Origin of the sequence: Pasteurella atlantica (genome assembly GCF_963693435.1) — a bacterium.
Taxonomy (GTDB): domain Bacteria; phylum Pseudomonadota; class Gammaproteobacteria; order Enterobacterales; family Pasteurellaceae; genus Phocoenobacter; species Phocoenobacter atlanticus.
Genome location: NZ_OY856306.1, coordinates 614,201 through 640,520 on the forward strand (window position 1 = coordinate 614,201; position 26,320 = coordinate 640,520).

Below are 26,320 nucleotides of genomic sequence, written 5' to 3' on the forward strand. Positions count from 1 at the left end.
AACGCCTTATGCAAGACCCAAATTATCAACAAGAATCTGAAAAATACGATAATCCCGTACCCAGCCGAGAATTTATTTTAGATACCATTCGTCAATATGATGCTCCAATGAGTCGTGATGAGTTGCTTAATGCTTTTAATATCGACGATGAAGAACGAATGGAAGGCGTACGTCGCCGATTACGAGCAATGGAAAATTCAGGGCAACTGATTTTTACCAAACGTAAGCGTTATGCGTTACCTGAAAAAATGGATTTACTCAAAGGTACGGTAGTTGGACATCGAGATGGCTACGGTTTTTTAAACGTAGAAGGTGAAGATGACGATTGGTTTATTCCAAATGGACAAATGAGCCGAGTGCTACACGGCGATTATGTATTAGCTCAACCGAATGGCAGAGATCGTCGTGGGCGTAAAGAAATTCGTATTGTGCGAGTGATTGAAGCACGTAAGAAACAGCTTGTAGGACGCTTTTTCCTAGAATCAGGTGTGGGCTTTGTCGTACCTGATGATAGCCGTATTACCCAAGATATTTTAATCCCTGATGAACATCGCTTAGGGGCGAGAATGGGGCAAATCGTGGTGGTGGAATTAAAAGAACGCACTGCCAGTTTTAAACGCCCAATCGGTGTGATCACTGAAATTTTAGGTGAAAACCTAGCACCGGGAATGGAAATTGAGATCGCCTTGCGAAACCACGATATTCCTTATGAATGGTCAAAAGAAGTTGAAAAACAGGTTGCAAAACTCAGAGAAGACGTGCCAGAAGAAGCAAAATTAGGGCGTGTTGATTTGCGAGAATTACCACTGGTTACTATTGATGGCGAAAGTGCCAGAGATTTTGATGATGCGGTATTCTGTCAAAAAGAAGGCAGCGGCTGGCGTTTGTGGGTGGCGATTGCCGACGTAAGTTATTATGTTCGCCCTAAAACAGCCCTAGATTTAGAGGCTATTCAGCGTGGTAACTCGGTTTATTTCCCAAATCGTGTTGTGCCAATGTTACCAGAAGTGCTTTCAAATGGACTTTGTTCATTAAATCCACAGGTAGATCGTCTCTGTTTAGTGGCGGAAATGACGGTATCAGAAAAAGGGAAATTAACGGGTTATGAGTTTTATGAAGCGGTAATGAATTCTCACGCACGTTTAACCTATACCAAAGTATGGAAAATGCTACAAGGCGACGAAGACTTACGTGAACGCTACGCACCGCTAGTGCCACATTTAGAAGAATTAAATAATATGTTCAAAGTGCTAACAAAAGCACGTCAAAATCGTGGTGCAATAGAGTTTGATACCATAGAAAGTCAATTTATTTTTAACCCAGAAGGGCGTATTGAACGTATTGAACCGTTAATTCGCAATGACGCCCATAAAATTATCGAAGAGTGTATGATTTTAGCCAATGTTGCGTCGGCAAAATTTATCGAAAAAGCCAATGAACCGTCGTTATACCGTGTTCACGCGTTGCCAAGTGAAGAAAAACTGACAAGTTTTAGAACTTTCTTAAAAGAACACGGCTTATTATTAGATGGTGGCTTAAAGCCAACACCAAAACATTATGCCAAATTATTGGAAAAAGTGCGTAAACGTCCTGATGCTGAGTTAATTCAAACAATGCTGTTACGTTCTTTAAAACAAGCGGTTTATTCGGCGGATAACGTGGGGCATTTTGGATTAGCCTTAACGGAATACGCTCACTTTACTTCGCCAATTCGTCGTTACCCTGACTTATTATTACACCGTGCGATTAAATATTTGGTGGAAAAAGAGAAAGGTAATAAACGTTATTATACTGACGGTGGCGGTTATCATTATAAAATTGATGATATCGATCAATTCGGCGAAAAATGTTCAGCAACGGAACGTCGTGCTGATGATGCAACCCGTGAAGTGGCGGATTGGCTGAAATGCGAATATATGCAGGATCACATCGGTGAAGAGTTTGAAGGCGTGATTACTAGCGTAACTGGTTTTGGGTTATTCGTAAAAATTACCGAATTGATGATCGATGGTTTAGTACATATTTCCACCTTAGATAATGATTATTACCGTTATGATGCTGATCGTCAGCGTCTAGTTGGTGGAAGTGGAATTATTTATCGTTTAGGGGATCAAGTGAAAATCAAGGTCGCTGGTGTAAATTTGGATGATAAAAAAATTGATTTTGTCCTACTTGATTCAAAAGGTCGTTCATTGGGGGATGGCAAAGCTAAAAAGCCGACCAAGAAGAAACCAAAAAGTAAAACTAAAAAAGCTGTTTTCAAAGAAACTTCAACGGTAAAAACGAAGAAGAAAAAAGCACAGAAAACGGTAAAAAATCGTAACAAAAAGACAGTATAAAAATAACATTGATGAAATGAATAGCGGTAAGATCTAGCTAAAAATTTGCAAATTTTGATCAAGATCGTACCGCTTAGCAAGTATGAGAAGACAATGAAAAAACTAAATATTATTTTTGCAGGCACGCCAGATTTTGCTGCTCAACATTTACAACAATTAATTGGTTCACAACATAATATTGTGGCGGTTTACACACAACCAGATAAACCTGCAGGACGTGGTAAAAAACTAACAGCAAGCCCTGTAAAAAAATTGGCTCTTGAACATCATTTAACAGTTTATCAACCAAAATCATTGCGTAATGAAGAGGCTTTAACTGAATTACAAACACTCAATGCGGATGTAATGGTTGTGGTTGCTTATGGGTTAATTCTCCCTGAAGAAGTATTAAAATCCCCTCGTTTAGGTTGTTTAAATGTACACGGTTCATTACTTCCTCGTTGGCGTGGTGCAGCTCCTATTCAACGTGCAATTTGGGCGGGTGATAAAGAAACAGGCGTCACCATTATGCAAATGGATAAAGGGCTGGATACTGGCGATATGCTATATAAAGTGACTACTGATATCGCTGATGATGAAACCTCAGCATCTCTTTATCAAAAGTTAGCAGATATTGCTCCTCAAGCATTGTTAACAGTATTAGATAATTTAGAAAGTGGGAAATTTCCACCTCAAAAACAACAAGATGAGTTAGCCAATTATGCGGAAAAACTCACTAAAGAAGAGGCGAAATTAGACTGGAATTTATCTGCTAGTCAGTTGGAGCGTAATATTCGAGCCTTTAACCCTGCTCCTGTGGCTTATTTAACTCTTGATATCAATGGCAAAGAAGAGCGAGTAAAAATATATCAAGCAGAGGTATTAGAACATCAAGAAAAAGAAATTGGTACGATTTTAGCCGTAGATAAAACAGGTATTCAAATTGCAACGCAACAAGGTGTGTTAAATATTATTCAATTGCAACCACAAGGGAAAAAGCCAATGATGACCCAAGATTTTTTAAATGGTCGTGGTAATTGGTTTAAAGTAGGGGATAAACTTTAGTTACTAAGAAAATGCCCCTATTTTAATAGATCTTTTAAATTTTGTTTCATCCTAGCAATTTGATCAATATAAATTTGTTTATTATCTAATTCATCAATAAGATGTTCGATAGTTTCCGACAGAGTCATCTCTAATTCTTTTGATTTTTCAGATAATCTTAACCAACTTGAATATTCCAAATCAATTGATTTTTTCTTGGTTGTCTGTTTTTCAGCATTAAAAAAACGTTTTCTCTTAGCTCGAACTGATTGACGCATTTTTTTTCGTTGTTCTGGTGTCATCTCAGTTTTAACCCACAGTTCAATTTCTTCTGGGCAGTTCTGTAAAGAAATAAGTGTTTCAATTTTTAATTCAATAAGGCTTTGTTCTTGATGTTTGGTAATGGCTTCACCTGTTTGATGTTTCTTTAACAAGTATTGCCATTTCCAATTTGCTTCTTGAATATCTAATCTTTGGTATCTCATTCATTTATCCTTTTTTAGAATTTATACAGAAGTATATCGAAAATCACGTTATAATAAATCAAATTTATATTATGAGGCATAATTTGTGAAAATTACTCCACTTTCTTTTAAGCAACTTTCTTGTGAGCATACTTTTTATCTAAATAATGAGAAAGTGACTTTTTTAGATTTTCAATTTAATTTACAACAAAGTTTATCACTTTTTCAGCAACAACAATCTGGATCATTATTGATCTTAAAAACAGATATTCTACCTGAAATTGTTGATGAAATTACAACTTATTTTACACAAAAAAATCAAAAGCTAAAACTCTGTACGGAATTTAATGGCGATCAATTGTTCGGTTATATCGGTTACATTAAAGAAACTCAGCAAGCAGAAATAGTAGAGGGGATACTTTCACAACTGGATAATGGTGTTTTATTACTAAATGTACATTCGTTGTTAAAAGATCTTTCATTATGGGATAAGTTAAAGCAAGCATTATTATTTGGTGAATTTTATTTAGAACCAAATAAAAAGATGATAATGCAAAAATTATCTATTAAAACAACCTTTAAATTAATTTTAGCTGGCTCTCGTAAAGATATTGCAACACTAACTAACTATGACGAAAGTTTACATCAATTTGCACATTATACAGAAGTAGAAACGGCTTTATCACTTAATGAATACTCATTAACACAATGGGGAAACTATATTCAGTATTTGTCTAAAAACTTAACCACTAAAATATTTTCTAACAAAGGATTATTGCAATTACTCAATCACTATATTCGAGAAAGTGAAAATCAGCAGCTGATTTCAATTTTACCTACTCAAATAAAAAAAGATATTTTAGGCATTTCTGTATTTTGTGCATCTCAAACACAGTTTGATAATATTGATGGCTATTTTGAATTGTTAGAAAAACAGGCAGCAACATTGAACAATTACACACAATTAGAAATGCTCAATAATCAAGTGTATATCGGCACTGAAAAAGAACAAATTGGACAAATTAATGGGCTTTCTGTGGTTGAATTTGAGGGGGTTCCTTACGCCTTTGGTGAACCATTACGAATTAGCTGTAATACTCGTTTAGGTGATGGAGAAATTGTTGATATTGAACATAAAGTTGAATTAGGAGGCAATGTACACGCAAAAGGCATTATGATTGCAGAGTCTTGTCTTGCTCATTTATTAGAATTACCTACACAACTTCCTTTTTCTGCTTCTTTGGTCTTTGAACAGTCTTATGGTGAAATTGATGGAGATAGCTCATCACTGGCTATTTTCTGTGTATTAGTAAGTAGCTTGGCTAAACTGGCTCTCCCTCAATCCATCGCTGTTACAGGATCTATTGATCAATTTGGTCGAGTATTAAGTGTAGGAGGCGTAAACCAAAAAATAGAAGGCTTTTTCGCTTTATGTCAGAAAAGAACCCTTACTGGCAAACAAGGGGTCATTATTCCTGAAAGCTGTATATCTCATTTGAGTTTACACAGAGATGTAATTAATGCTGTTGCAGAAGGTCAATTTCATATTTGGGCTGTTTCAGATATTTTCCAAACAATGGAACTATTATTCAACACCGCTTTTTACAATAAAGATGAAGCAGAAAATTCTATTTTTTCAATTATTAAAGAAAACTTAGAAAATGAACAAGAACAGCAACCTACAAGCGGTACGATATTATCAAAAATTTGCAAAAAATTAATAGCTTCTTAATGGTCTGACCATCAATTAATTTATACTCGCTTATTTTACAGTTTGATATTATGAGAGTAATAAAATAAGGAAGATATGTTTATTTTGGGACAATTAAATAAGGGATAAAAATGAGTAGTCTAGCAAATATTAAAGACAATTATAATTACGAAGATCTTTTAGCTTCAGGGCGTGGAGAACTTTTTGGTAGTGAAGGTCCTCAACTACCTGCACCTTCAATGTTAATGATGGATCGTATTACTAAAATATCTGATCAAGGTGGAGCTTTCAACAAAGGATATATTGAGGCAGAACTCGATATTCATTCTGATTTACCTTTTTTTAAATGCCATTTTATTGGAGATCCTGTAATGCCAGGTTGTTTAGGATTAGATGCAATGTGGCAATTAGTCGGTTTCTTTCTTGGTTGGATTGGCGGAAAAGGAAAAGGTCGTGCATTAGGTGTTGGTGAAGTGAAGTTTACAGGACAAGTTTTACCTACAGCTCAAAAATTAATTTATCGTATTAATATGAAAAAAGTGATTAATCGTAAATTAGTGATGGGTGTGGCAGATGGAGAAGTAGAAGTTGATGGTAAAATTATCTATATTGCTACTAATTTAAAAGTTGGGCTATTTCGAGATACATCATCATTTTAACTTCGTGATATCTTCAATTAAAGTATGATCTTGCCTTAAAGAGTAAATTTTTTAAAAGTTATTTATTTGTATAATGAAGTTTCCCACCATCTACTAACGAGTAGTATTGCTTCGATATTTCGCTAAGAAAAAGTAATTTTACGGAAAATTCAGAAAATAATATTTTTAATGTTATGCTAAAAAATTAGAAAAAAACGACAATTTGAGCTAAATTTAATCGTTCGAATGGATTTTTCAATATTTTTCCAAAAAGTACTTGCGTCACCTTTAAAAATCTCTATAATACGCCACACACAACGACGCACTGTTGTGAAACGAAGTTTTAACTGGTGCGTCGTTGTTTTTTGCTCTTTAACAATTTATCAGACAATCTGTGTGGGCACTTGTTGATTGACTTATTTGAAAAAAATATTTGAAATAAAGAAGTCTTAATAAGTGTCACTGAAAATTTATTTAATAAAAATTCTATGTCAGTTTATTGAGCGATTAAACTTTTAATTGAAGAGTTTGATCATGGCTCAGATTGAACGCTGGCGGCAGGCTTAACACATGCAAGTCGAACGGTAACAGGAGAAAGCTTGCTTTCTTGCTGACGAGTGGCGGACGGGTGAGTAATGCTTGGGAATCTGCCTTGTGGAGGGGGATAACTACGGGAAACTGTAGCTAATACCGCGTAATATCGAAAGATTAAAGTATGGGATCTTCGGACCATATACCACGAGATGAGCCCAAGTGAGATTAGGTAGTTGGTGAGGTAAAGGCTCACCAAGCTGACGATCTCTAGCTGGTTTGAGAGGATGACCAGCCACACTGGAACTGAGACACGGTCCAGACTCCTACGGGAGGCAGCAGTGGGGAATATTGCACAATGGGGGAAACCCTGATGCAGCCATGCCGCGTGAATGAAGAAGGCTTTCGGGTTGTAAAGTTCTTTCAGCGATGAGGAAGGGTTTGTATCTAATAGGTGCAAACATTGACGTTAGTCGCAGAAGAAGCACCGGCTAACTCCGTGCCAGCAGCCGCGGTAATACGGAGGGTGCGAGCGTTAATCGGAATAACTGGGCGTAAAGGGCACGCAGGCGGTTGTCTAAGTCAGATGTGAAAGCCCCGAGCTTAACTTGGGAATTGCATTTGAGACTGGGCGACTAGAGTCCTCTAGGGAGGGGTAGAATTCCACGTGTAGCGGTGAAATGCGTAGAGATGTGGAGGAATACCGAAGGCGAAGGCAGCCCCTTGGAGAGAGACTGACGCTGAGGTGCGAAAGCGTGGGTAGCAAACAGGATTAGATACCCTGGTAGTCCACGCTGTAAACGATGTCAATTTGGGGGTTGGGCTTTAAGCCTGGCGCCCGTAGCTAACGCGATAAATTGACCGCCTGGGGAGTACGGCCGCAAGGTTAAAACTCAAATGAATTGACGGGGGCCCGCACAAGCGGTGGAGCATGTGGTTTAATTCGATGCAACGCGAAGAACCTTACCTACTCTTGACATCCATAGAAGAGACTAGAGATAGTCTTGTGCCTTCGGGAACTATGAGACAGGTGCTGCATGGCTGTCGTCAGCTCGTGTTGTGAAATGTTGGGTTAAGTCCCGCAACGAGCGCAACCCTTATCCTTTGTTGCTAGCAGGTAATGCTGAGAACTCAAAGGAGACTGCCAGTGATAAACTGGAGGAAGGTGGGGACGACGTCAAGTCATCATGGCCCTTACGAGTAGGGCTACACACGTGCTACAATGGCGTATACAGAGGGCGGCGAACCTGCGAAGGTAAGCGAATCTCAGAAAGTACGTCTAAGTCCGGATTGGAGTCTGCAACTCGACTCCATGAAGTCGGAATCGCTAGTAATCGCGAATCAGAATGTCGCGGTGAATACGTTCCCGGGCCTTGTACACACCGCCCGTCACACCATGGGAGTGGGTTGTACCAGAAGTAGATAGCTTAACCTTAGGGAGGGCGTTTACCACGGTATGATTCATGACTGGGGTGAAGTCGTAACAAGGTAACCGTAGGGGAACCTGCGGTTGGATCACCTCCTTACCTGAATAAGCGACAATGAGTGCTCACACAGATTGTTTGATAGAAATAATAAGAGACAAAAGACATCATTTCTGGGTCTGTAGCTCAGGTGGTTAGAGCGCACCCCTGATAAGGGTGAGGTCGGTGGTTCAAGTCCACTCAGACCCACCACTCATTGAGTGTGGTTAGAAATGATAGTGATGTGTTGGGGATATAGCTCAGCTGGGAGAGCGCCTGCCTTGCACGCAGGAGGTCAGCGGTTCGATCCCGCTTATCTCCACCAATTCATCATTGCTAAGTGAATTTGTAAATATATTTATAAGTTAATTTAGCAATGATGAAGCACGTTAAGTGTTTTGTTATATTTGTTCTTTAAAAAATTGGAAACAAGCTGAAAACTGAAGACTTTCAAGTTCAGAAGACAGAGTACGGAAGACAGATGACAGGAATTAAAACTGTAATTTGTTAAAGTGGCTGTTTTTTGAGAAGAAGTCTGAGTAAGAAACTAAAAAATAGTATGTTGAACAAAAGCAACATACGAACTTGAGTTGTTTAATGTAACAACGTTAGGTTTTCTTTAATTTATTTTAAGAATACTTGAGGTTGTATGGTTAAGTGACTAAGCGTACACGGTGGATGCCTTGGCAATCAGAGGCGAAGAAGGACGTGCTAATCTGCGATAAGCTTGGAAGAGTTGATAAGAAACGTGATAATTCCAAGATTTCCGAATGGGGAAACCCAATAGGTGAAGAACCTATTATCAATGACTGAATACATAGGTCATTGAAGCGAACCGGGAGAACTGAAACATCTAAGTACCCCGAGGAAAAGAAATCAACCGAGATTCTGTGAGTAGCGGCGAGCGAAAGTGGAAGAGCCAGTTAGTTTTAGCATTTGTATTAAGAGAATGAGTTGGGAAACTCAATCAAAGAGGGTGATAATCCCGTATCTGAAAATACAATTGTGGAACTAAGCTAACGATAAGTAGGGCGGGACACGTGATATCCTGTTTGAAGATGGGGGGACCATCCTCCAAGGCTAAATACTCCTGATTGACCGATAGTGAACTAGTACTGTGAAGGAAAGGTAAAAAGAACCCCTGCGAGGGGAGTGAAATAGAACCTGAAACCGTGTACGTACAAGCAGTAGGAGCAACTTCGAGTTGTGACTGCGTACCTTTTGTATAATGGGTCAGCGACTTATATTTTGTAGCAAGGTTAACCGAATAGGGGAGCCGTAGGGAAACCGAGTCTTAACTGGGCGTTTAGTTGCAAGGTATAGACCCGAAACCCGGTGATCTAGCCATGGGCAGGTTGAAGGTTGGGTAACACTAACTGGAGGACCGAACCGACTAATGTTGAAAAATTAGCGGATGACTTGTGGCTGGGGGTGAAAGGCCAATCAAACCGGGAGATAGCTGGTTCTCCCCGAAATCTATTTAGGTAGAGCCTTGAGCGGACACCTTTGGGGGTAGAGCACTGTTTCGGCTAGGGGGCCATCCCGGCTTACCAACCCGATGCAAACTCCGAATACCAAAGAGTGATACTCAGGAGACACACGGCGGGTGCTAACGTTCGTCGTGAAGAGGGAAACAACCCAGACCGCCAGCTAAGGTCCCAAAGTCTATATTAAGTGGGAAACGAAGTGGGAAGGCTTAGACAGCTAGGATGTTGGCTTAGAAGCAGCCACCATTTAAAGAAAGCGTAATAGCTCACTAGTCGAGTCGGCCTGCGCGGAAGATGTAACGGGGCTCAAATATAGCACCGAAGCTGCGGCATCAGGCGTATCACAAATACGCCTTAGGATTTACGATTGACGGCTTTCACGAAGTGAAAGGCGGCAAAGCGTTCCAAATGTCGAGTTGGAATGAAGTAAGGATTGAGGAATATTTGTGATACGCCTGTTGGGTAGGGGAGCGTTCTGTAAGCGGATGAAGGTGAATCGAGAGGTTTGCTGGACGTATCAGAAGTGCGAATGCTGACATAAGTAACGATAAAACGAGTGAAAAACTCGTTCGCCGGAAGATCAAGGTTTCCTGTCCAACGTTAATCGGGGCAGGGTGAGTCGACCCCTAAGGCAAGGCTGAAAAGCGTAGTCGATGGGAAACGGGTTAATATTCCCGTACTTGTAATAACTGCGATGTGGGGACGGAGAAGGTTAGGTTATCAGGGTATTGGATATCCCTGTTTAAGCCGGTAGGTGGGAATTCTAGGCAAATCCGGAATTCTGAATAACACCGAGAAGTGATGACGAGGCTCTAAGGAGCTGAAGTAACTGATACCACGCTTTCAGGAAAAGCCACTAAGCATAGGTTATTATAAATCGTACTGTAAACCGACACAGGTGATCAGGTAGAGAATACTCAGGCGCTTGAGAGAACTCGGGTGAAGGAACTAGGCAAAATAGCACCGTAACTTCGGGAGAAGGTGCGCCGGCGTAGATTGTAGCCCTTTACGGGTGAAGGTTGAACCGGTCGAAGATACCAGCTGGCTGCAACTGTTTATTAAAAACACAGCACTCTGCAAACACGAAAGTGGACGTATAGGGTGTGATGCCTGCCCGGTGCTGGAAGGTTAATTGATGATGTAATCGAAAGAGAAGCTTCTGATAGAAGCCCCAGTAAACGGCGGCCGTAACTATAACGGTCCTAAGGTAGCGAAATTCCTTGTCGGGTAAGTTCCGACCTGCACGAATGGCATAATGATGGCCAGGCTGTCTCCACCCGAGACTCAGTGAAATTGAAATCGCCGTGAAGATGCGGTGTACCCGCGGCTAGACGGAAAGACCCCGTGAACCTTTACTATAGCTTGACACTGAACCTTGAATTTTAATGTGTAGGATAGGTGGGAGACTTAGAAGCAGTAACGCCAGTTATTGTGGAGTCAACCTTGAAATACCACCCTTTAACGTTTGATGTTCTAACGAAGCGCCCGAAACGGGTGTTCGGACAGTGTCTGGTGGGTAGTTTGACTGGGGCGGTCTCCTCCCAAAGAGTAACGGAGGAGTACGAAGGTTTGCTAATCACGGTCGGACATCGTGAGGTTAGTACAATGGTATAAGCAAGCTTGACTGCGAGACGGACATGTCGAGCAGGTACGAAAGTAGGTCATAGTGATCCGGTGGTTCTGAATGGAAGGGCCATCGCTCAACGGATAAAAGGTACTCCGGGGATAACAGGCTGATACCGCCCAAGAGTTCATATCGACGGCGGTGTTTGGCACCTCGATGTCGGCTCATCACATCCTGGGGCTGAAGTAGGTCCCAAGGGTATGGCTGTTCGCCATTTAAAGTGGTACGCGAGCTGGGTTTAGAACGTCGTGAGACAGTTCGGTCCCTATCTGCCGTGGGCGTTGGAGAATTGAAAGGGGCTGCTCCTAGTACGAGAGGACCGGAGTGGACGCATCACTGGTGTTCCAGTTGTTTCGCCAGAAGCATTGCTGGGTAGCTACATGCGGAATAGATAAGTGCTGAAAGCATCTAAGCACGAAACTAGCCTTGAGATGAGTTCTCCCAATCTATAAGATTGTAAGGGTTGTTTGAGACTAAGACGTAGATAGGCAGGGTGTGTAAGCGTTGTGAGACGTTGAGCTAACCTGTACTAATTGCCCGAGAGACTTAACCATACAACACTCAAGTGTTTTTGTTTCAGAAGACAGAGGACGGAAGACAGAAGACTGTAAGGTTGGAGTTTGAAGTTTAAGAAAGTTAAAGTAGAAGCTTGTTTTTAATTTAAAGAATGAAGAAAAGATTAGATATAAATATCGACAGATTTTCCTGATGGCCATAGTGCAACGGAACCACCTGATTCCATACCGAACTCAGAAGTGAAAAGTTGTAACGCCGATGGTAGTGTAGGGTCTCCCTATGTGAGAGTAGGACACCATCAGGGTTTTATAAGAAGGAAGAGCCGTAACTAGAAATAGTTACGGCTTTTTTGTATTTAAAAGACAGTGAAAAATAAAAAAACGCTCAAATATTACAATCAAAATAGTATTACTAAATAGTTTTATATTATAATCTTCTGTAATTTGTAAATTTTTAACAGGATCTTACCGCTTGTGAAGAAACTTGACCCCATTATTGAGTTGTTTTTAGATAGTTTATGGCAAGAACACGGATTGTCAGAGAATACTATTGCTTCTTATCGACAAGATTTAGAACTTTTTAGTCAGTGGCTATCTGATAAACACAATTTTTTGACTTTAGATCATTTTGATTTACAAAGTTTCTTAGGACAACGTTTGGAGCAGGGGTATAAAGCGTCTAGTTCTGCGAGAATGTTAAGTTGTTTACGTAAATTCTTTCGGTTTTTATATTTAGAAAATTATCGTAGTGATGATCCTACTGCAACCTTGATGTCTCCTAAAAAATCTCAACGGCTACCTAAATCTTTGAGTGAAGAGAAGGTGTTAGATTTATTAAATGCACCTAATACCCTGGATCCAATTGAGTTACGAGACAAGGCGATGTTAGAGCTGTTATATGCAACAGGATTGCGTGTGACAGAATTAGTTTCGCTAACATTGGAAAATTTGAGTTTACGACAAGGTGTGGTTCGTGTGATTGGTAAAGGGGATAAGGAGCGACTTGTTCCCATTGGTGAAGAAGCAAATTATTGGATTAATGAGTTTTTTCTGTATGGACGTCCTTTATTACTAAAAAATGAGCAGTCTGATGTGTTATTTCCAAGTCGTAGAGGGACACAAATGACTCGTCAAACTTTTTGGCATCGTATTAAACACTATGCTTTGCTTGCTGATATTGAGAGCGATAAATTATCCCCCCATATTTTACGGCACGCTTTTGCGACACATTTAGTGAATTATGGTGCAGATTTAAGGGTGGTACAGATGTTATTAGGGCATAGTGACCTCTCAACTACGCAAATTTATACCCAAGTGGCAAAATCTCGGTTACAATCACTTCATCAAAAATATCATCCAAGAGGATAAGCAATGAATTCGTCATTTTCAAAATTTAGTTGGGCATTAGGTGGCTTATGTTTACCTTGTGCTTTATGGCCGTTAGCATTATTACTTACACCTGCATTATCTAATCATATTCAATTTAGTTCTTTACAACTTAATCTCTTATCTATTTCCCTTTGGGTTTATCCGTTTATTCTTTTTACTATCGCTTATCTTTTATTTAAATTGTATAAAACCAATGTTAAGTTAGCAAAGCAATTACTTTTGGTGGCGTTTATCGGTGCTTATGGGTATTGGGGTTATATTTTTAGCTTAATTTAAGAGAGTGTCATATAGATGTCGTCCCTGTGTCGTTCTTTCTTCTGAACTTTGTTGTTAATATGAAAATCCACTTAATGAATGGAGAAGAATAATGATTATACAGAAATTAAGATTAGAACGAGGTTGGTCTCAACAACAGCTTGCTGAAATGAGCGGTTTAAGTACTCGAACAATTCAGCGTATTGAAAATGGTAAGACAGCCAGTAACGAATCAGTAAAATCATTAGCCTCTGTTTTTGAAGTGGATTTTTCAACTTTAAAAGGAGCATTAACAATGAAAACTGAAACACTATCGTCTTCAAACAATAGCAATGAGTTAATACTTACTCGTGATGAACAGTTAGCTTATCAAAAAGTACGTAATATTAAGCGTTTTTATATCAAACTATTTGTGTTTGTTATTGTGATGAGTATCTTATTGATAATTAATTTAACCGCTACACCTAATAGTTGGTGGGTACACTGGGTCTTTTTAGGCTGGGGATTGGGGTTAATAATTCGAGGATTAAAAACGTTTGATTGGTTACCCCCTTTAGGTGTGGAGTGGGAAAAACGTCAATTAGAGAAGTATTTAAATAAAAGATAACGATGGTCATAACTTAAAAAGACTGGGTTTATAAAATAAAACTCAGTCTTTCCACTTTGCTTTAACAAAAAGTAATGGTGGGCGGTGTGTGAGATCTTTAAATTCATTATGCCATTGTGGTTGATCTATTAGCATTGGTTCTTCTATTTGTTCAATTTCAAATCCTGTTTGGATTAATTGATTTAAAATTGTTGCCATTGTGCGATGATAAGTTTTAAAGGGTTGTTTAAACCAATTTCTCTCTCTTTCTCCCTCATCTCTATAATGGTTTAAGCGATATGCTATTTGTAGATTATCCATATTCTTTTCCCAGCGATTTCCTTGTTTATGAGCAGTAACTATTGGGTGTTCTTGTGAGAAAATAAGTGAGCCTTTTAAGTTAAGCTTTGTTTTTATATCCTGTAAAAGCTGTGGAAAATTCTCAATATAATGAAAGGCAAAAGAACTGGTAATTAAATCAAAATTACCTTCATCAAGTTGTTTTAGTTGCTCCATTGCTAAACAATGTAATTTATAAGCGGTAGGATTTATTTTATTTTTTGCAAAATTTTGTTGAGCCTGATTTAGCATTGATTGAGATAAATCTACACCAGACACATAACTTGCACCTTGTTGAAGATAATAGTGTAAATGTTCACCTGTTCCACAGCCTAAATCTAATATTCGTTTATTTTTTAAATTTGGAAGGAGTGAGAACATTGTCGGTTTTTCCACAACTTCATTCAAACTCATTGGATTGGTTCTTAATTGTTGATAGCGTTCAAAGAATACAGATTTATCGTAAATGCTTGTTTTCATAATAAGTATTTTTGTTATAAATGAGAAAAGCGAGTTTTTACACTCGCTTTAATGATTAATTAGAATAATTCTTTGGTTTTTATCTCTGGTGAATCTAAACCTGATTGAGAATTTGGATTGGTTACTGGAATTTGATAACCTTGTTCAATAATATATTTATTTTTAGGTTCTGTACCTTTAATAAAATATTCTGTTAAATCATCACCTAGTAAACCATATTGAGCATCAATTCCTACTTTAATAATATTGGGTGGTATAGTTTCAGCACGTTGTGGTTTATCAGAAAGTGCGACTTTCATATACTTAATCCAAGCTGGAAGTGCTGTACTTGCACCCGCTTCTCCTCTACCGAGTTCTTTATTATCATCAGAAGCAACATAAACAGTCGTTACAATATCGGAGCCAAAACCCGCATACCAAGTTACTTTAGAATTGTTAGTTGTTCCTGTTTTTCCACCAACATCTTTACGAGGTAATTGCTGCGCTATTCGCCAACTTGTACCTCTCCAATCTTGCCCTCTCTCACCGAAAGCGGCTGAATGTAATGCACTACGCATTAAGAATGCGAGTTCTCCACTAATGACACGAGGAGCATAACGAATAGTCTGCTCTGTTTCAGAGGCGGTTGCCATTAAGCTAGGATCTTCTTTCTTTGTTGTAGGCTCTATTTGTAGGTCAGTAATATTATTATCATCTGATGTTGAAAGTGAATCCACAACTTCATCCTCATCCTCTTTTACAAAATCAAAATAGGTCGGTTCAGGGTAAATAACAGGAATATCATTACAAGAAATACAAGCAATACGGGGATTTGCTTTATAGAGTTCATTGCCCTGATAATCTTCAACTCTTTCGATGATAAAAGGATCAATCAAATATCCTCCATTATCAAATACAGCATAGCCACGAGCCATCTCTAATGGTGTAAATGATGCAGCTCCTAAAGCTAAAGCTTCAGTTGCTTTATACTGATCTCGATTAAAGCCAAAACGTTGTAAATATTCAGCAATGTAATCAATGCCCGCCATTCTCACCGTTCTTACCATCATTACATTTTTGGATTTTCCTAATCCAACACGTAATCGCATTTTTCCTTCATAAATATTTGGTGAGTTTTTAGGAACCCAAGGTTCTTGACCTGCTTTACGAATAGTAATTGGTGTATCATTTAGTGTTGTTGCAAGGCTTAATCCTTTGTTCATCGCAGCAGTATAAATAAAGGGTTTAATAGAAGAACCGACTTGCACCATTGATTGTGTGACACGATTAAAATTGCTTTGTGCAAAACTAAATCCACCGACAGCAGCTTCAATTGCACCGTTATTACTATTTAACGAAACTAATGCTGAATTAACTTGTGGAATTTGTCCAAGTTCCCAATCAGTAGAGCCTTGTTTATTTTGTATTGCTCTCACCCAAATTTGTTGACCGACTTTTAATACTTGCTTCACAGAAGTAGGAGATGATCCTTTTTTATTTTTATGGATAAATTTTCTTGCCCATTTCATTCCAGATAATGGAAGGTCTGCCTCTTCACCATCAGCTAACAAAATATGTGCTTTATTTGGGGTAACATTCAAGACAGCAGCACTTACAAAAGGCTCAGAAATAGGGAGTTTACTCAAATGTTCAATAATATCTTCTTCATTCCACGCTGCGCTATTTTCCTTCCAAAGTGTTACCGCACCTCTCCAACCGTGACGTTTATCATATTTAATTAAATTTTCTCTTAATGCTTTCTGTGCTTCAAATTGATCTTTTGATAAAACAGTTGCAAAAACCTTAAAACCTTTGGTATAAGTCGCTTCTTCACCATAACGTTTTACCATTTCTTTACGCACCATTTCAGTGACATACTCAGCACGAAAATCTAAAATTGTTTTATGAAATTTAGAAAGAATTGGTTCTGCTTTAGCTTTTTCATACTGTTCTTGAGTAATTTTTTTTACTTGTAGCATTCGCCATAATACGGTATTGCGGCGTTTTTCTGCTCGTTTCACAGAGTAAATAGGATTCATTGTAGAAGGGGCTTTTGGAAGTCCTGCAATAATCGCTGCTTCGGAAAGAGTCAGTTGATCTAATTCTTTTCCAAAATAAGTTTGAGCCGCAGTTGCAACACCATAAGATCGGTATCCTAAATAAATTTTATTTAGATATAATTCTAAAATTTCATCTTTACTCATTACCTTTTCAATTTCTGTTGCTAAAATTAACTCTTTTAATTTACGAGCAAGCCTTCTCTCTGGTGTTAAGAAAAAATTTCGAGCTAATTGCTGAGTAATAGTACTTGCCCCCTGTTTTCGCCCACCTTTTAATAGGGCTACAGCAGCACGTGCAATACCTTTTAAATCATATCCACTATGCTCATAAAAACGCGTATCTTCAGTGGCAATAATGGCATCAATAAGTTGCTGTGGAATATCTGCTAATTTAACAGGAATACGGCGTTCTTCACCTACTTCTCCAATTAATTTTCCATCAGAGGTATAAATTTGCATTGGTTGTTGCAGTTTAAAATCCTTTAAGGAATTAATTTCAGGTAGGTCTGCTTTTAGCTGAACATAGGTTATTCCCCCACCAATAGCAGCGAGAATAATAAGAGAAAGTAAAGTGCTTAATATTATTTTTGTGATCTTCATCGAGAAAACTCTTTTTGTTAATGACGAATAAGTAATTTTAGCACAATAATAGTGCCTATTTTAATTTTACGATCATACCTTAAAATGCACTAAAAAGGAAAAACAATAGATGTTATTTCAAACAAAATTACAGAATAAAAAATTGGGATTAAGCCAAAATGAGCAATACTTTTGTGTGGTTTCCATTGAAGATCAAGTAATTTGTACAAAATGGTATGAAAAAGACAGTAATAGATTATTAGATATTTTAAAGAGAGAGAAATCAGAAATTTGTATAATTCAAAGTATGAGTGACCGCTTTATTTGGAGAAAATACCTTTTTTTCCCTCATTATTATAATAAGGCAATGATATATCGCCAAATTATTGAGGTATTAAAACAAGAGGTTCCTGTTTCTATTGAGGAGATCTATTTTGATTATCAAATAGCATTACAAGAATCAGAGAATATTTATAGAGTGATTATTTATGCACTTATTAAAAATAATGAAACAGATTTTAGTCTCAATAAGCAGATGGTTTTAGACAGCGAACTTTATTGTTATCGTAGGGGAATCGATTATTTAGTCCATCAACAATTAGATAACAAGGGGGAAAGTAGTAGAGAAGATACTTATTTATTTAAAAATCAACTTATTCAGTTTAAACAAACAGAGCTTTTCCAGATATCTATTGAAAAATTATCACAACTCACTGGTTATAAGCGGTTACTTACTATTGAAAAAATACAAAATTTATCACAAATAGAAAAAGAAAAAATTATTACACTGGCGTTACCTAGTGATCAGAAAATTATTGATCCTTATTTATATATAATAGCATTAGGAGCCTGCTTATGGAATGGCAAGGTATAAATTTAACAAATTATCATCAAACAAATTGGCTAAATAAGATTAAAAAAAGATATTTTTATTATATGGTTTTGATTGTTATTTTTATTATATTGGCGGTAATGATAAAAATATACAGTAATAACTTTTATACAAATGGATTATATTATCAACAGCAAAATAATAAATTTAATCTTAAAATTAAAAACAAAGAAGCATTATTAAATAATTTTCTTAATAACAAAAAAATGCAAAAAAATCTTCTTAATGCTCAAAATATAAAATTGATACTGGATAAACTTCAAAATCTACCCATTGAAGGTACAGTGAATGAAATTAATATTAAACATAATATAACAGATTATTTTTTGATTTTAGGAAAGTTAAATAAACAAGAAGATTTTGAAAAAATATCAGCTTATTTAAAACGTATTAAAAATACAAATTTTAGTATTAATATGCTACAAACTAACAGTGATAATCAATTAGAATTTATTATTAAAGTGAGTTTTATATAAAGATGAATAAAATAAAAAAGTATTATTTTCAACCAAGTAGTTATATTTATCTTTTTATTGAGGCGACCTTAATACACAAGATACAAATCTCTATTTTGATAGGATTGTTGATTATAAGTTACCCTCTATATGATATTTTTCATAATATGCAATATCAACAAAAACAGTTTGATACTTTTCAAAAATATAAAGCAAAGAATTCAAGTCTTGATAAAAAATTGGAACAATTAAAAGTGGTTTCTATGGATAATCATTCTCCTTTAGAAATTAATCAAAAAGTTAAACGTATTTTAGTTAAAAACAAAATGAATATTGAAAGTATTTTATGGAATAAAGAAAATAATATTATTGATGTTGTTTTTAATCAAAAATTTAAAAATGTTGTCGATGTGATTATTCAAATAAGTAATGCCCAAAATATTTATTTTAATGAAATTAACTTAATAAAAATAAATGAAAATCATTTAGTGCAGTGTGTACTAAGTTTATCCATATTAGAAAGGTAAAATAATGAAAAAGTTAGTATTGTTAATGTGTTTGTTTTTGAGTTGTTATATTTATGCTGATCCTTTTTATAAAGAAAAAGAAATTATGGATAACAAAGTCACAGTTGAAGAATATAATATAGATGAAAGTGAACCTGATATTGTTGATAAAGAGGGTTTAGTAAAAAGCATTCATTTAAATTATGCGAGAGCAAAAGATATTATTGAAAGTTTAACTAAAGGACAAGGAACCTTGTTAGATGGCGGTTATATTCATTTTGATCAACAAACAAATACATTGATTTTAAAAGGAAGTAATCGGATTTTAAATAAATTAACCGCATTAGTAAAAAAATTAGATAAACCCATTAGGCAAGTTGCTATTGAAGCAAGAGTAGTGACTATCAGTAGTGAACATTTACAAGAATTAGGTGTTCGATGGGGAATGTTTAGTCCAACTGCAAACTCTCATCAATTTGGTGGAAAATTAGAAGGGAATGGGTTTTCAGCAAATAATTTAAATGTTAATTTTCCAGTGGTCAGCAATGCAGCTTCTGCAGTTATTCAAATTGCGAGTTTGAACAATAGATTATTAGATCTAGAATTAACAGCATTAGAACAAGAAAATAGTGTGGAAATTATTGCTAGTCCAAGTTTAATTACAACAAATGAGAATAAAGCGAGTATCAAGCAAGGAACAGAGGTTGCTTATCCACAGCGTAATGCTAAAGGGGATATTACTGATGTTGAATTTCGTGATGCAGTTTTAGGGCTTGAAGTTACTCCTCATTTTTCTCAAAATGATCAAATTTTACTGGATTTATTAGTTACTCAAAACGCACCAAATACAGCAACAGCAAGTAGTCAGCAATGGGTGACTATAGATAAACAAGAAATTAAAACACAGGTTTTAGCTCAAAATGGTAAAACGATTGTACTTGGAGGGATCTTTCAAAATATGCTTTCTAAGGAAAAAGATGCAGTACCTTTATTAGGAAGCCTACCGATATTAAAGCATTTATTTAGTCATACCAAAGATAAGGTGGCTAAACGTGAACTCGTCATTTTTGTCACGCCACATATAATTAATCCTCAGTAGTAATATTGGCTGAAAAGTTTTTATAGTTTACTTATTATGGAGTTTGTAAATGAAATCAGAGTTAGTTAAAATAAAAAAAGAAACAATAAGAGAAGCGGGTAAATTATTACTTGATTTTACCAAAATTATTGTTGCTATTGCAGTGATTACGCCATTTGTACAAAATAATAATGTTGAGGTATTTCCTTTTCTATCTGCAAGTATTTCAATGGTTACAGGTTTATATTTAATAAACAAAGGAGCAAAAAATGGATAGTTTAACGATTGTATCAGGTGTTATTGCATTATTTGGTCTTTTATTTGCATTATATGTGCATTTTTCTACTAAATGATTTATAAAAGACGGTCACTCTCTCAGTCTAATATTTTCCCCTATCCGTTGAATTTATGATAGAATTCGCTACCGTTCCACCGCCTGTTTAAAAATAATACAGCAAGCGGTTAGATCTTTAACAAATTTTGCAAAATTATACTTTATAGAGGTTATATGAAAGTTTCTCCACGTCGTCGAGCTCGTGAATGTGCGGTACAAGCACTTTATTCTTGGTTTATATCTAAAAATTCAATTGAAGAAGTTGAAGTCTCGTTTATGACAGATCAAGATATGAAAGGTGTTGACGTTCCTTATTTTCTTAAATTATTACGTGGTACAGTTGAACATATCACAGAGGTTGATGCAGCTTTTCAACCTTATTTAGATCGTAGCCAAGATGATCTTGATCCTATTGAATATTCCATTTTACGAGTAGCAAGCTATGAATTAAAATTCCAACTTGATGTACCTTATAAAGTGGTGATCAATGAAGCGATTGAAGTGGCTAAAGTATTTGGTTCTGATGATAGCCATAAATATGTAAACGGTATTTTAGATAAATTAGCACCTGCATTAGGGCGTAAATAAGATTTCTAAAATGAATGAATTTGATGTAATTAAGCACTACTTTAATCGTCAGAAAGCAAAACAATCTTCTGTATTAGCGATTGGCGATGATTGTGCCATCATCGAATTAGCATCACAACAACAGTTAGCCATTACCACAGATACTTTAGCTGTTGGAACACATTTTCTTCCTGAGATCTCTCCTTATGATTTAGCCTATAAATCTGTTGCTGTCAATTTAAGTGATTTGGCGGCAATGGGGGCAATACCCAAATGGATTTCATTAGCTTTAACCTTACCAAAGGTGGAACATCAATGGTTAGCCGAATTTAGCAAAGGGTTATTTGCTATTTTAGATCACTACAATGTAGAATTAATTGGCGGTGACACAACCAAAGGTGCATTATCCATTACAATTACCGCTCAAGGGGTATTAGACAAAGGTACGGGGTTATATCGTCATAAAGCACAACTGAATGATTTGATTTTTGTATCAGGAACACTCGGTGACAGTAAAGCAGGTTTAGCACTATTATTTAATCAAACTAAAAATGACACAGAGCAACAACAATACTTATTACAACGTCATTTAAACCCTACTCCTAGGATAGAACTAGGTCTGTTACTTAATCAATATTCGCAGTGTGCGATTGATATTTCAGATGGACTGTTGGCAGATTTAGGGCATATTTTAGTGCGTAGTCAATGTGGTGCAGAACTGAATTTGCAAGATTTACCCCTGTCATTACCGCTTGTAAATGAATATCCACGACTAGCAGAAACTTTTGCTTTAACGGGAGGGGAAGATTATGAACTTTGCTTTACTATTTCTCCTAACAAGGTAGAGGCTTTTAAGCAAGCCATTGCTCACTTAAACATAAAATGTAGCTGTATTGGTAAAATCACCCAATCTGGCTTAACTTTATTAAGAGAGGGTAAAGAAGAGCCGTTTCCTGTACAAGCAGGATTTGACCATTTTTCATAAAAAATAAAAGGTAACAAAATAATGAAACCGATTAATCTCAAAAATCCCATTCATTTATTCGCTTTTGGTTTTGGTTCAGGTTTAATCAAGCCCGCCCCAGGTACTTGGGGAACATTAGTTGGTATGATTTTTGCAATTTTGTTATGGAATCTTACCGCTTCCCCGCTTTTTTTTATGATCTTTACTGTAATTTCTTTTATTTCAGGTTGCTATATCTGTGAAAAAACCAGTCAAGACCTAGGTATTCACGATGATGGGCGTATTGTATGGGATGAAATTGTTGCCATCTTTTTAATTTTTGCTTTTTTACCTCAATACGATTATATCTTTTATGGGCTCACTTTTATGGTATTCCGCTTTTTTGATATTGTTAAACCCTATCCGATAAAACAGTTTGATCAAACCCTAAAAGGGGGATTAGGAATTATGGTTGATGATATTTTAGCGGCTGTTTATTCTTTAGTGACACTTTATATTTTCCATTTTGTATTATTTTCCCTATAAAAAAACACCACAAAAATTGTTGTTAATTTTTGTGGTGCTTATTAATTAAAATTAGCGATTAACTGCTTCAATTAATTTATTATAGGTATCCATTACTTTATAAGGACTTCCATTTACCATCCAACCAGAACTTGGGTTTAATTGCATTTTTTCGCCAGTGGAATAAGGTTTTTTATCTCTTACTCGACGCATACGTTCTTTAAGTGCTTTGCGATAGTTATCAATCGTCATAGGTAAAGTCGCATAGCGAGCCATTTCTACAGATGTATCCGCTTTGATTTGCTCAATTAATTTATCAGCACTGTCTTCATAAGCACTTATCAATGATTTTGCTTTTTCTACATCAAATTGTTCTTTAGATAAAAGGTTAACTGCTGGTTTTGCTTCTATCATCGTTGAAAGCATCCAATAATTAAATTTTTTGCCGTAGTTTTTTTCTATTTCTACCAACTGGGCTTTCATTGCATTATTATTAACTTCTTCTAGCTGTTTAGAAAGTTCATCGTGAGCTTTAAGAAAATTTTCCATAGCGGTAGCTAATGGCTTATGCATTTTTTTACCTTTGGCAAAATTGTCATCTTTATAGTTTTCACGATCATAATAACGATTTGCTTCATTAATTTTTTCATTTAAAGACAATGTTGCTTTTAAATAATTATCTGCCGCTTGATCTAACTCTTCTTGCTTAGGCTCCACTGCAACGGCTACTGGTATATTTTCTTTACAGTCTTTGATAACGTGATCATGTAAAGTATAAAGTCCATAAACAATTCTTTCTTTACCCGTTGGACCTTTTTTCATATCTTTAACCCAGCTTTCATAACGATTTATGCTGTCGATAGCTCGACCTGAAATTCCGTTATAACATTTAATATAGGCATTGGTTTTTACTGATAGGTCTTGAGAGAATGCTTGAGACGACATTGCTACTGTAGCAATTACGATGGTTTTGAATAATGTTTTCATTTTTTATCCTTTTCAGATTTAAACTATTTAACAATAGCTACAATAGCTACAATAGCTACAATAGCTACAATAGCTACAATAGCTACAATAGCTACAATAGCTACAATCTTGTAGCTAATTTCCATTAGTTTTTGTAACAAAAATTATACTACTGTCTAACATTCTAGTATAAATTTTCATATAAAACAAATATGCAGTGGAGACTGTCAGAGGTCTTTCTTTACGATAATACTATTTTTAGTATTATGATAAAAATAGTATTTGAGAATACTTAGATTGTAATATATGCTTTAACAAACTTAGATTTTTTGATAGGAAAATTGATATGCTATTAACCCTTTTCTTTGTACAGCTAGCAGGATTAGTAAGCCCAGGTCCTGATTTTTTCTATATTAGTCGTCGAGCGGCGAGTAGTAATAGTCGTAATGCCATATTTGCGGCAATTGGTATCTCCTTAGGGGTGGCTTTTTGGGCAATTGTGGTTATTTTTGGCTTAGGACTTTTGGTCAAGGATGTGCCTTTTTTGAACTACCTTATTATGATTTTAGGGGGAAGTTTCTTAGGTTATACGGGTTTTAAAATGGTAAGGGTCAAAGAAAATGCTCAATTTGATGAAAGAGCTTTTACTGAAAAAACATCTGCAAAAAAAGAAATTTTAGATGGATTTATGATTAATCTTGCTAATGCAAAAGCGGTGGTTTTTTTTAGTAGTATATTATCTGGTTATACTGCACAACTTGTTAATATTGAAGATTATTTTTCAGTATTAGCCATTTTGTTTTTTAGTACTTTAATCTATTTTTCCCTCGTTGCACTATTATTCTCTCGTCAAGTTATTTGTAAATTTTATGCAAAATATAACCGCTATATTGATAATGTAGCGGGGCTAGTTTTCCTCTTTTTTGGGTTGAATTTGATTTATAATGGACTACTGTTTTTTGTTTAAAGAAATAAATAAAATTTACCTAATAATAGTTAAAGAGTGTTAAACTAGTCTGTTAAATAAAAAATTATTTGATCGAAACAAAGCAAACAAGTTAGGAAATAAATTAAAATGATAACATTTGAAGAACTCGATTTAGCGCCAGAATTATTAAAAGCGGTAAAGCAAAAAGGGTATAAAACACCAACGGTCATTCAGCAAAATACCATTCCAGTAGCTATGGAAGGACGTGATTTGCTGGGTTCAGCCCCAACAGGAACAGGGAAAACAGCGGCATTTTTATTGCCAGCGATCCAACATTTATTAGATTATCCTCGTAGACATTCAGGTCCACCACGTATTTTAATTTTAACGCCAACCCGTGAATTAGCAATGCAAGTGTCAGGGCAGGCAAAAGAGTTAGCGGAATTTACTCATTTAGATATTGCCACTATTACAGGTGGTGTGGCGTATCAAAATCACGGTGAAGTGTTTAACCATAATCAAGATATTGTGGTAGCAACCCCTGGTCGATTATTACAATATATTAAAGAAGAAAATTTTGATTGTCGTGCGGTTGAAATCTTAATTTTTGATGAAGCCGACAGAATGTTACAAATGGGCTATGGACAAGATGCAGAAACCATAGCTGCCGAAACACGTTGGCGTAAACATACGTGGTTATTTTCAGCCACCCTTGAAGGTGATTTGCTCACAGATTTTGCAGATCGTATTTTGACTGAACCAGAACATATTGATGCAGATCCGAGTCGTCGTGAACGTAAGAAAATTACCCAATGGTATTATCATAGTGATAATTTAGAGCATAAAACTAAGCAGTTAGCCCGTTTTATTAGTGAAAATAATGTAGAGAAAGCGATTGTATTTGTACGTCGTCGTGAAATGACCCGTGAATTGAGTGATATTTTACGTAAGCGTGGTTTACGTTCAACTTACCTTGAGGGGGAAATGGCGCAAACTTTGCGTACTCAAGCGATTGAGCGTTTGAAAGAGGGTGTAGTAAATATATTGGTTGCAACAGATGTTGCTGCACGGGGGATTGATATCGATGATATAGATTTTGTGATTAACTTTGATTTGCCTTATAACGCTGATGCTTATTTACATCGAATTGGGCGAACTGCTCGAGCAGGTAAAAAAGGCAGTGCTATTTCACTGGTTGAAGCCCACGATTATAAATTATTAGGAAAAATTAAACGTTATACTGATGAAGTGTTGAAAGCACGTATTATTGAAGGGTTAGAGCCTCGCACTAAAGCACCAAAAGACGGTGAAACAGCCTCAAAATCGAAAAAAGAGAAAGCAAGAATAAAGAAAAAGAGAGAGACTAAAAAAGACGAGAAAAAAGTAAAAGTCAAAATTCGAACGAAGGATACCAAAAATATTGGTAAACGTAGAAAACCTAAGGCGGAAATTCCTAAAACATAAATTATACCCCCTCCCTAACCCTCCCCCGCAAGCGGAGGAGGGAATTTGGGTAGTTCTTTGTTTTGAAAACTAGGGTGAGAATTTTCTCCCGACTATGCAAAAAAAATTCCTCCCTCCGCTTTGCGGGGGGAGGCTAGGAGGGGGGCAATATATTCAGCAAACCTAAATTATGTTACAAATAAATGATGGCGTTTATACTA

21 protein-coding genes, 2 tRNA genes and 3 rRNA genes are annotated in these 26,320 nt (G+C 36.3%); 22 read left to right on the plus strand and 4 right to left on the minus strand.

The window, feature by feature from the left end:
* Positions 1 to 8 precede the first annotated feature (8 nt).
* Together rnr and fmt are read left to right on the plus strand one after the other, a co-directional pair.
* A complete protein-coding gene (gene rnr, locus U9966_RS02945) occupies positions 9 to 2,339 on the plus strand; it encodes a ribonuclease R (RefSeq protein ID WP_306346610.1) in 2,331 nt (776 codons plus the stop codon).
* A gap of 93 nt (positions 2,340 to 2,432) precedes the next feature.
* Positions 2,433 to 3,383 carry a methionyl-tRNA formyltransferase gene (gene fmt, locus U9966_RS02950; RefSeq protein ID WP_306346609.1) on the plus strand — a complete coding sequence of 317 codons (951 nt, stop codon included), beginning with the start codon at positions 2,433 to 2,435 and terminating at the stop codon, positions 3,381 to 3,383.
* 17 nt (positions 3,384 to 3,400) lie between these two features.
* Here the strand turns inward: fmt and matP are convergent, their stop codons facing one another.
* Entirely contained in the window at positions 3,401 to 3,847 is a 447-nt protein-coding gene (gene matP, locus U9966_RS02955; protein ID WP_306346608.1) for a macrodomain Ter protein MatP, read from the minus strand.
* A gap of 85 nt (positions 3,848 to 3,932) precedes the next feature.
* Here matP and U9966_RS02960 point away from each other — a divergent pair, with 85 nt between their 5' ends.
* The 10 genes from U9966_RS02960 (at position 3,933) to U9966_RS03005 (ending at position 14,046) form a co-directional block, all read left to right on the plus strand.
* The gene (locus U9966_RS02960) at positions 3,933 to 5,558 is read left to right on the plus strand and encodes an AAA family ATPase (protein ID WP_306346607.1); all 1,626 of its coding nucleotides are present in this window, start codon (positions 3,933 to 3,935) and stop codon (positions 5,556 to 5,558) included.
* 110 nt (positions 5,559 to 5,668) lie between these two features.
* Entirely contained in the window at positions 5,669 to 6,196 is a 528-nt protein-coding gene (fabA, locus tag U9966_RS02965; RefSeq protein ID WP_306346606.1) for a bifunctional 3-hydroxydecanoyl-ACP dehydratase/trans-2-decenoyl-ACP isomerase, read from the plus strand.
* Between the two features lie 495 nt (positions 6,197 to 6,691).
* A 16S ribosomal RNA gene (locus tag U9966_RS02970) occupies positions 6,692 to 8,232 on the plus strand.
* A gap of 73 nt (positions 8,233 to 8,305) precedes the next feature.
* Positions 8,306 to 8,382 (plus strand) — tRNA-Ile (locus tag U9966_RS02975).
* A 36-nt stretch (positions 8,383 to 8,418) separates the two neighbouring features.
* Positions 8,419 to 8,494, plus strand: a tRNA-Ala gene (locus U9966_RS02980).
* 326 nt (positions 8,495 to 8,820) lie between these two features.
* Positions 8,821 to 11,834, plus strand: a 23S ribosomal RNA gene (locus U9966_RS02985).
* A 150-nt stretch (positions 11,835 to 11,984) separates the two neighbouring features.
* Positions 11,985 to 12,100 (plus strand): 5S ribosomal RNA (gene rrf / locus U9966_RS02990).
* The 16S, 23S and 5S rRNA genes sit together here with 2 tRNA genes alongside, the layout of an rRNA operon.
* Positions 12,101 to 12,269: 169 nt before the next feature.
* Positions 12,270 to 13,163, plus strand: coding sequence for a site-specific tyrosine recombinase XerD (xerD, locus tag U9966_RS02995; protein WP_306346343.1), 894 nt, complete (start codon positions 12,270 to 12,272; stop codon positions 13,161 to 13,163).
* Between the two features lie 3 nt (positions 13,164 to 13,166).
* A complete protein-coding gene (locus U9966_RS03000) occupies positions 13,167 to 13,460 on the plus strand; it encodes a DUF5389 family protein (RefSeq protein ID WP_306346342.1) in 294 nt (97 codons plus the stop codon).
* 91 nt (positions 13,461 to 13,551) lie between these two features.
* Positions 13,552 to 14,046 (plus strand): helix-turn-helix domain-containing protein, encoded by a 495-nt coding sequence (locus tag U9966_RS03005; protein ID WP_322631709.1) that lies wholly within the window; start codon positions 13,552 to 13,554, stop codon positions 14,044 to 14,046.
* A 42-nt stretch (positions 14,047 to 14,088) separates the two neighbouring features.
* Here the strand turns inward: U9966_RS03005 and U9966_RS03010 are convergent, their stop codons facing one another.
* Complete coding sequence (locus tag U9966_RS03010) at positions 14,089 to 14,844, minus strand: class I SAM-dependent methyltransferase (RefSeq protein ID WP_306346341.1); 756 nt, start codon at positions 14,842 to 14,844, stop codon at positions 14,089 to 14,091.
* A gap of 59 nt (positions 14,845 to 14,903) precedes the next feature.
* On the minus strand, positions 14,904 to 17,483 hold the full coding sequence (locus U9966_RS03015) for a penicillin-binding protein 1A (RefSeq protein WP_306346340.1): 2,580 nt from the start codon (positions 17,481 to 17,483) through the stop codon (positions 14,904 to 14,906).
* Between the two features lie 109 nt (positions 17,484 to 17,592).
* Here U9966_RS03015 and U9966_RS03020 point away from each other — a divergent pair, with 109 nt between their 5' ends.
* The 8 genes from U9966_RS03020 (at position 17,593) to U9966_RS03055 (ending at position 22,783) form a co-directional block, all read left to right on the plus strand.
* A complete protein-coding gene (locus tag U9966_RS03020; RefSeq protein WP_306346339.1) occupies positions 17,593 to 18,336 on the plus strand; it encodes a hypothetical protein in 744 nt (247 codons plus the stop codon).
* On the plus strand, positions 18,318 to 18,830 hold the full coding sequence (locus U9966_RS03025) for a hypothetical protein (protein ID WP_306346338.1): 513 nt from the start codon (positions 18,318 to 18,320) through the stop codon (positions 18,828 to 18,830). Before U9966_RS03020 ends, U9966_RS03025 begins: the two co-directional genes overlap by 19 nt.
* A 146-nt stretch (positions 18,831 to 18,976) precedes the next feature.
* Positions 18,977 to 19,336 (plus strand): hypothetical protein, encoded by a 360-nt coding sequence (locus U9966_RS03030; protein ID WP_306346337.1) that lies wholly within the window; start codon positions 18,977 to 18,979, stop codon positions 19,334 to 19,336.
* A gap of 4 nt (positions 19,337 to 19,340) precedes the next feature.
* On the plus strand, positions 19,341 to 20,414 hold the full coding sequence (gene pilQ / locus U9966_RS03035) for a type IV pilus secretin PilQ (protein ID WP_306346336.1): 1,074 nt from the start codon (positions 19,341 to 19,343) through the stop codon (positions 20,412 to 20,414).
* A 49-nt stretch (positions 20,415 to 20,463) separates the two neighbouring features.
* Positions 20,464 to 20,670, plus strand: coding sequence for a hypothetical protein (locus U9966_RS03040; protein WP_211599086.1), 207 nt, complete (start codon positions 20,464 to 20,466; stop codon positions 20,668 to 20,670).
* Positions 20,671 to 20,901: 231 nt separating this feature from the next.
* A complete protein-coding gene (nusB, locus tag U9966_RS03045; RefSeq protein ID WP_211599085.1) occupies positions 20,902 to 21,315 on the plus strand; it encodes a transcription antitermination factor NusB in 414 nt (137 codons plus the stop codon).
* Positions 21,316 to 21,325: 10 nt separating this feature from the next.
* Complete coding sequence (gene thiL, locus U9966_RS03050) at positions 21,326 to 22,279, plus strand: thiamine-phosphate kinase (RefSeq protein WP_306346335.1); 954 nt, start codon at positions 21,326 to 21,328, stop codon at positions 22,277 to 22,279.
* 21 nt (positions 22,280 to 22,300) lie between these two features.
* Positions 22,301 to 22,783 carry a phosphatidylglycerophosphatase A family protein gene (locus U9966_RS03055; RefSeq protein ID WP_306346334.1) on the plus strand — a complete coding sequence of 161 codons (483 nt, stop codon included), beginning with the start codon at positions 22,301 to 22,303 and terminating at the stop codon, positions 22,781 to 22,783.
* Between the two features lie 51 nt (positions 22,784 to 22,834).
* Here the strand turns inward: U9966_RS03055 and U9966_RS03060 are convergent, their stop codons facing one another.
* The gene (locus tag U9966_RS03060) at positions 22,835 to 23,749 is read right to left on the minus strand and encodes a YiiG family protein (RefSeq protein ID WP_306346333.1); all 915 of its coding nucleotides are present in this window, start codon (positions 23,747 to 23,749) and stop codon (positions 22,835 to 22,837) included.
* A gap of 325 nt (positions 23,750 to 24,074) precedes the next feature.
* Between U9966_RS03060 and U9966_RS03065 the strand changes: the two genes are divergently transcribed.
* Both U9966_RS03065 and srmB read left to right on the plus strand, forming a co-directional pair.
* Positions 24,075 to 24,695 carry a LysE family transporter gene (locus U9966_RS03065; protein WP_306346332.1) on the plus strand — a complete coding sequence of 207 codons (621 nt, stop codon included), beginning with the start codon at positions 24,075 to 24,077 and terminating at the stop codon, positions 24,693 to 24,695.
* Between the two features lie 108 nt (positions 24,696 to 24,803).
* Entirely contained in the window at positions 24,804 to 26,120 is a 1,317-nt protein-coding gene (gene srmB / locus U9966_RS03070) for an ATP-dependent RNA helicase SrmB (protein WP_306346331.1), read from the plus strand.
* The last annotated feature ends 200 nt before the right edge of the window (positions 26,121 to 26,320 follow it).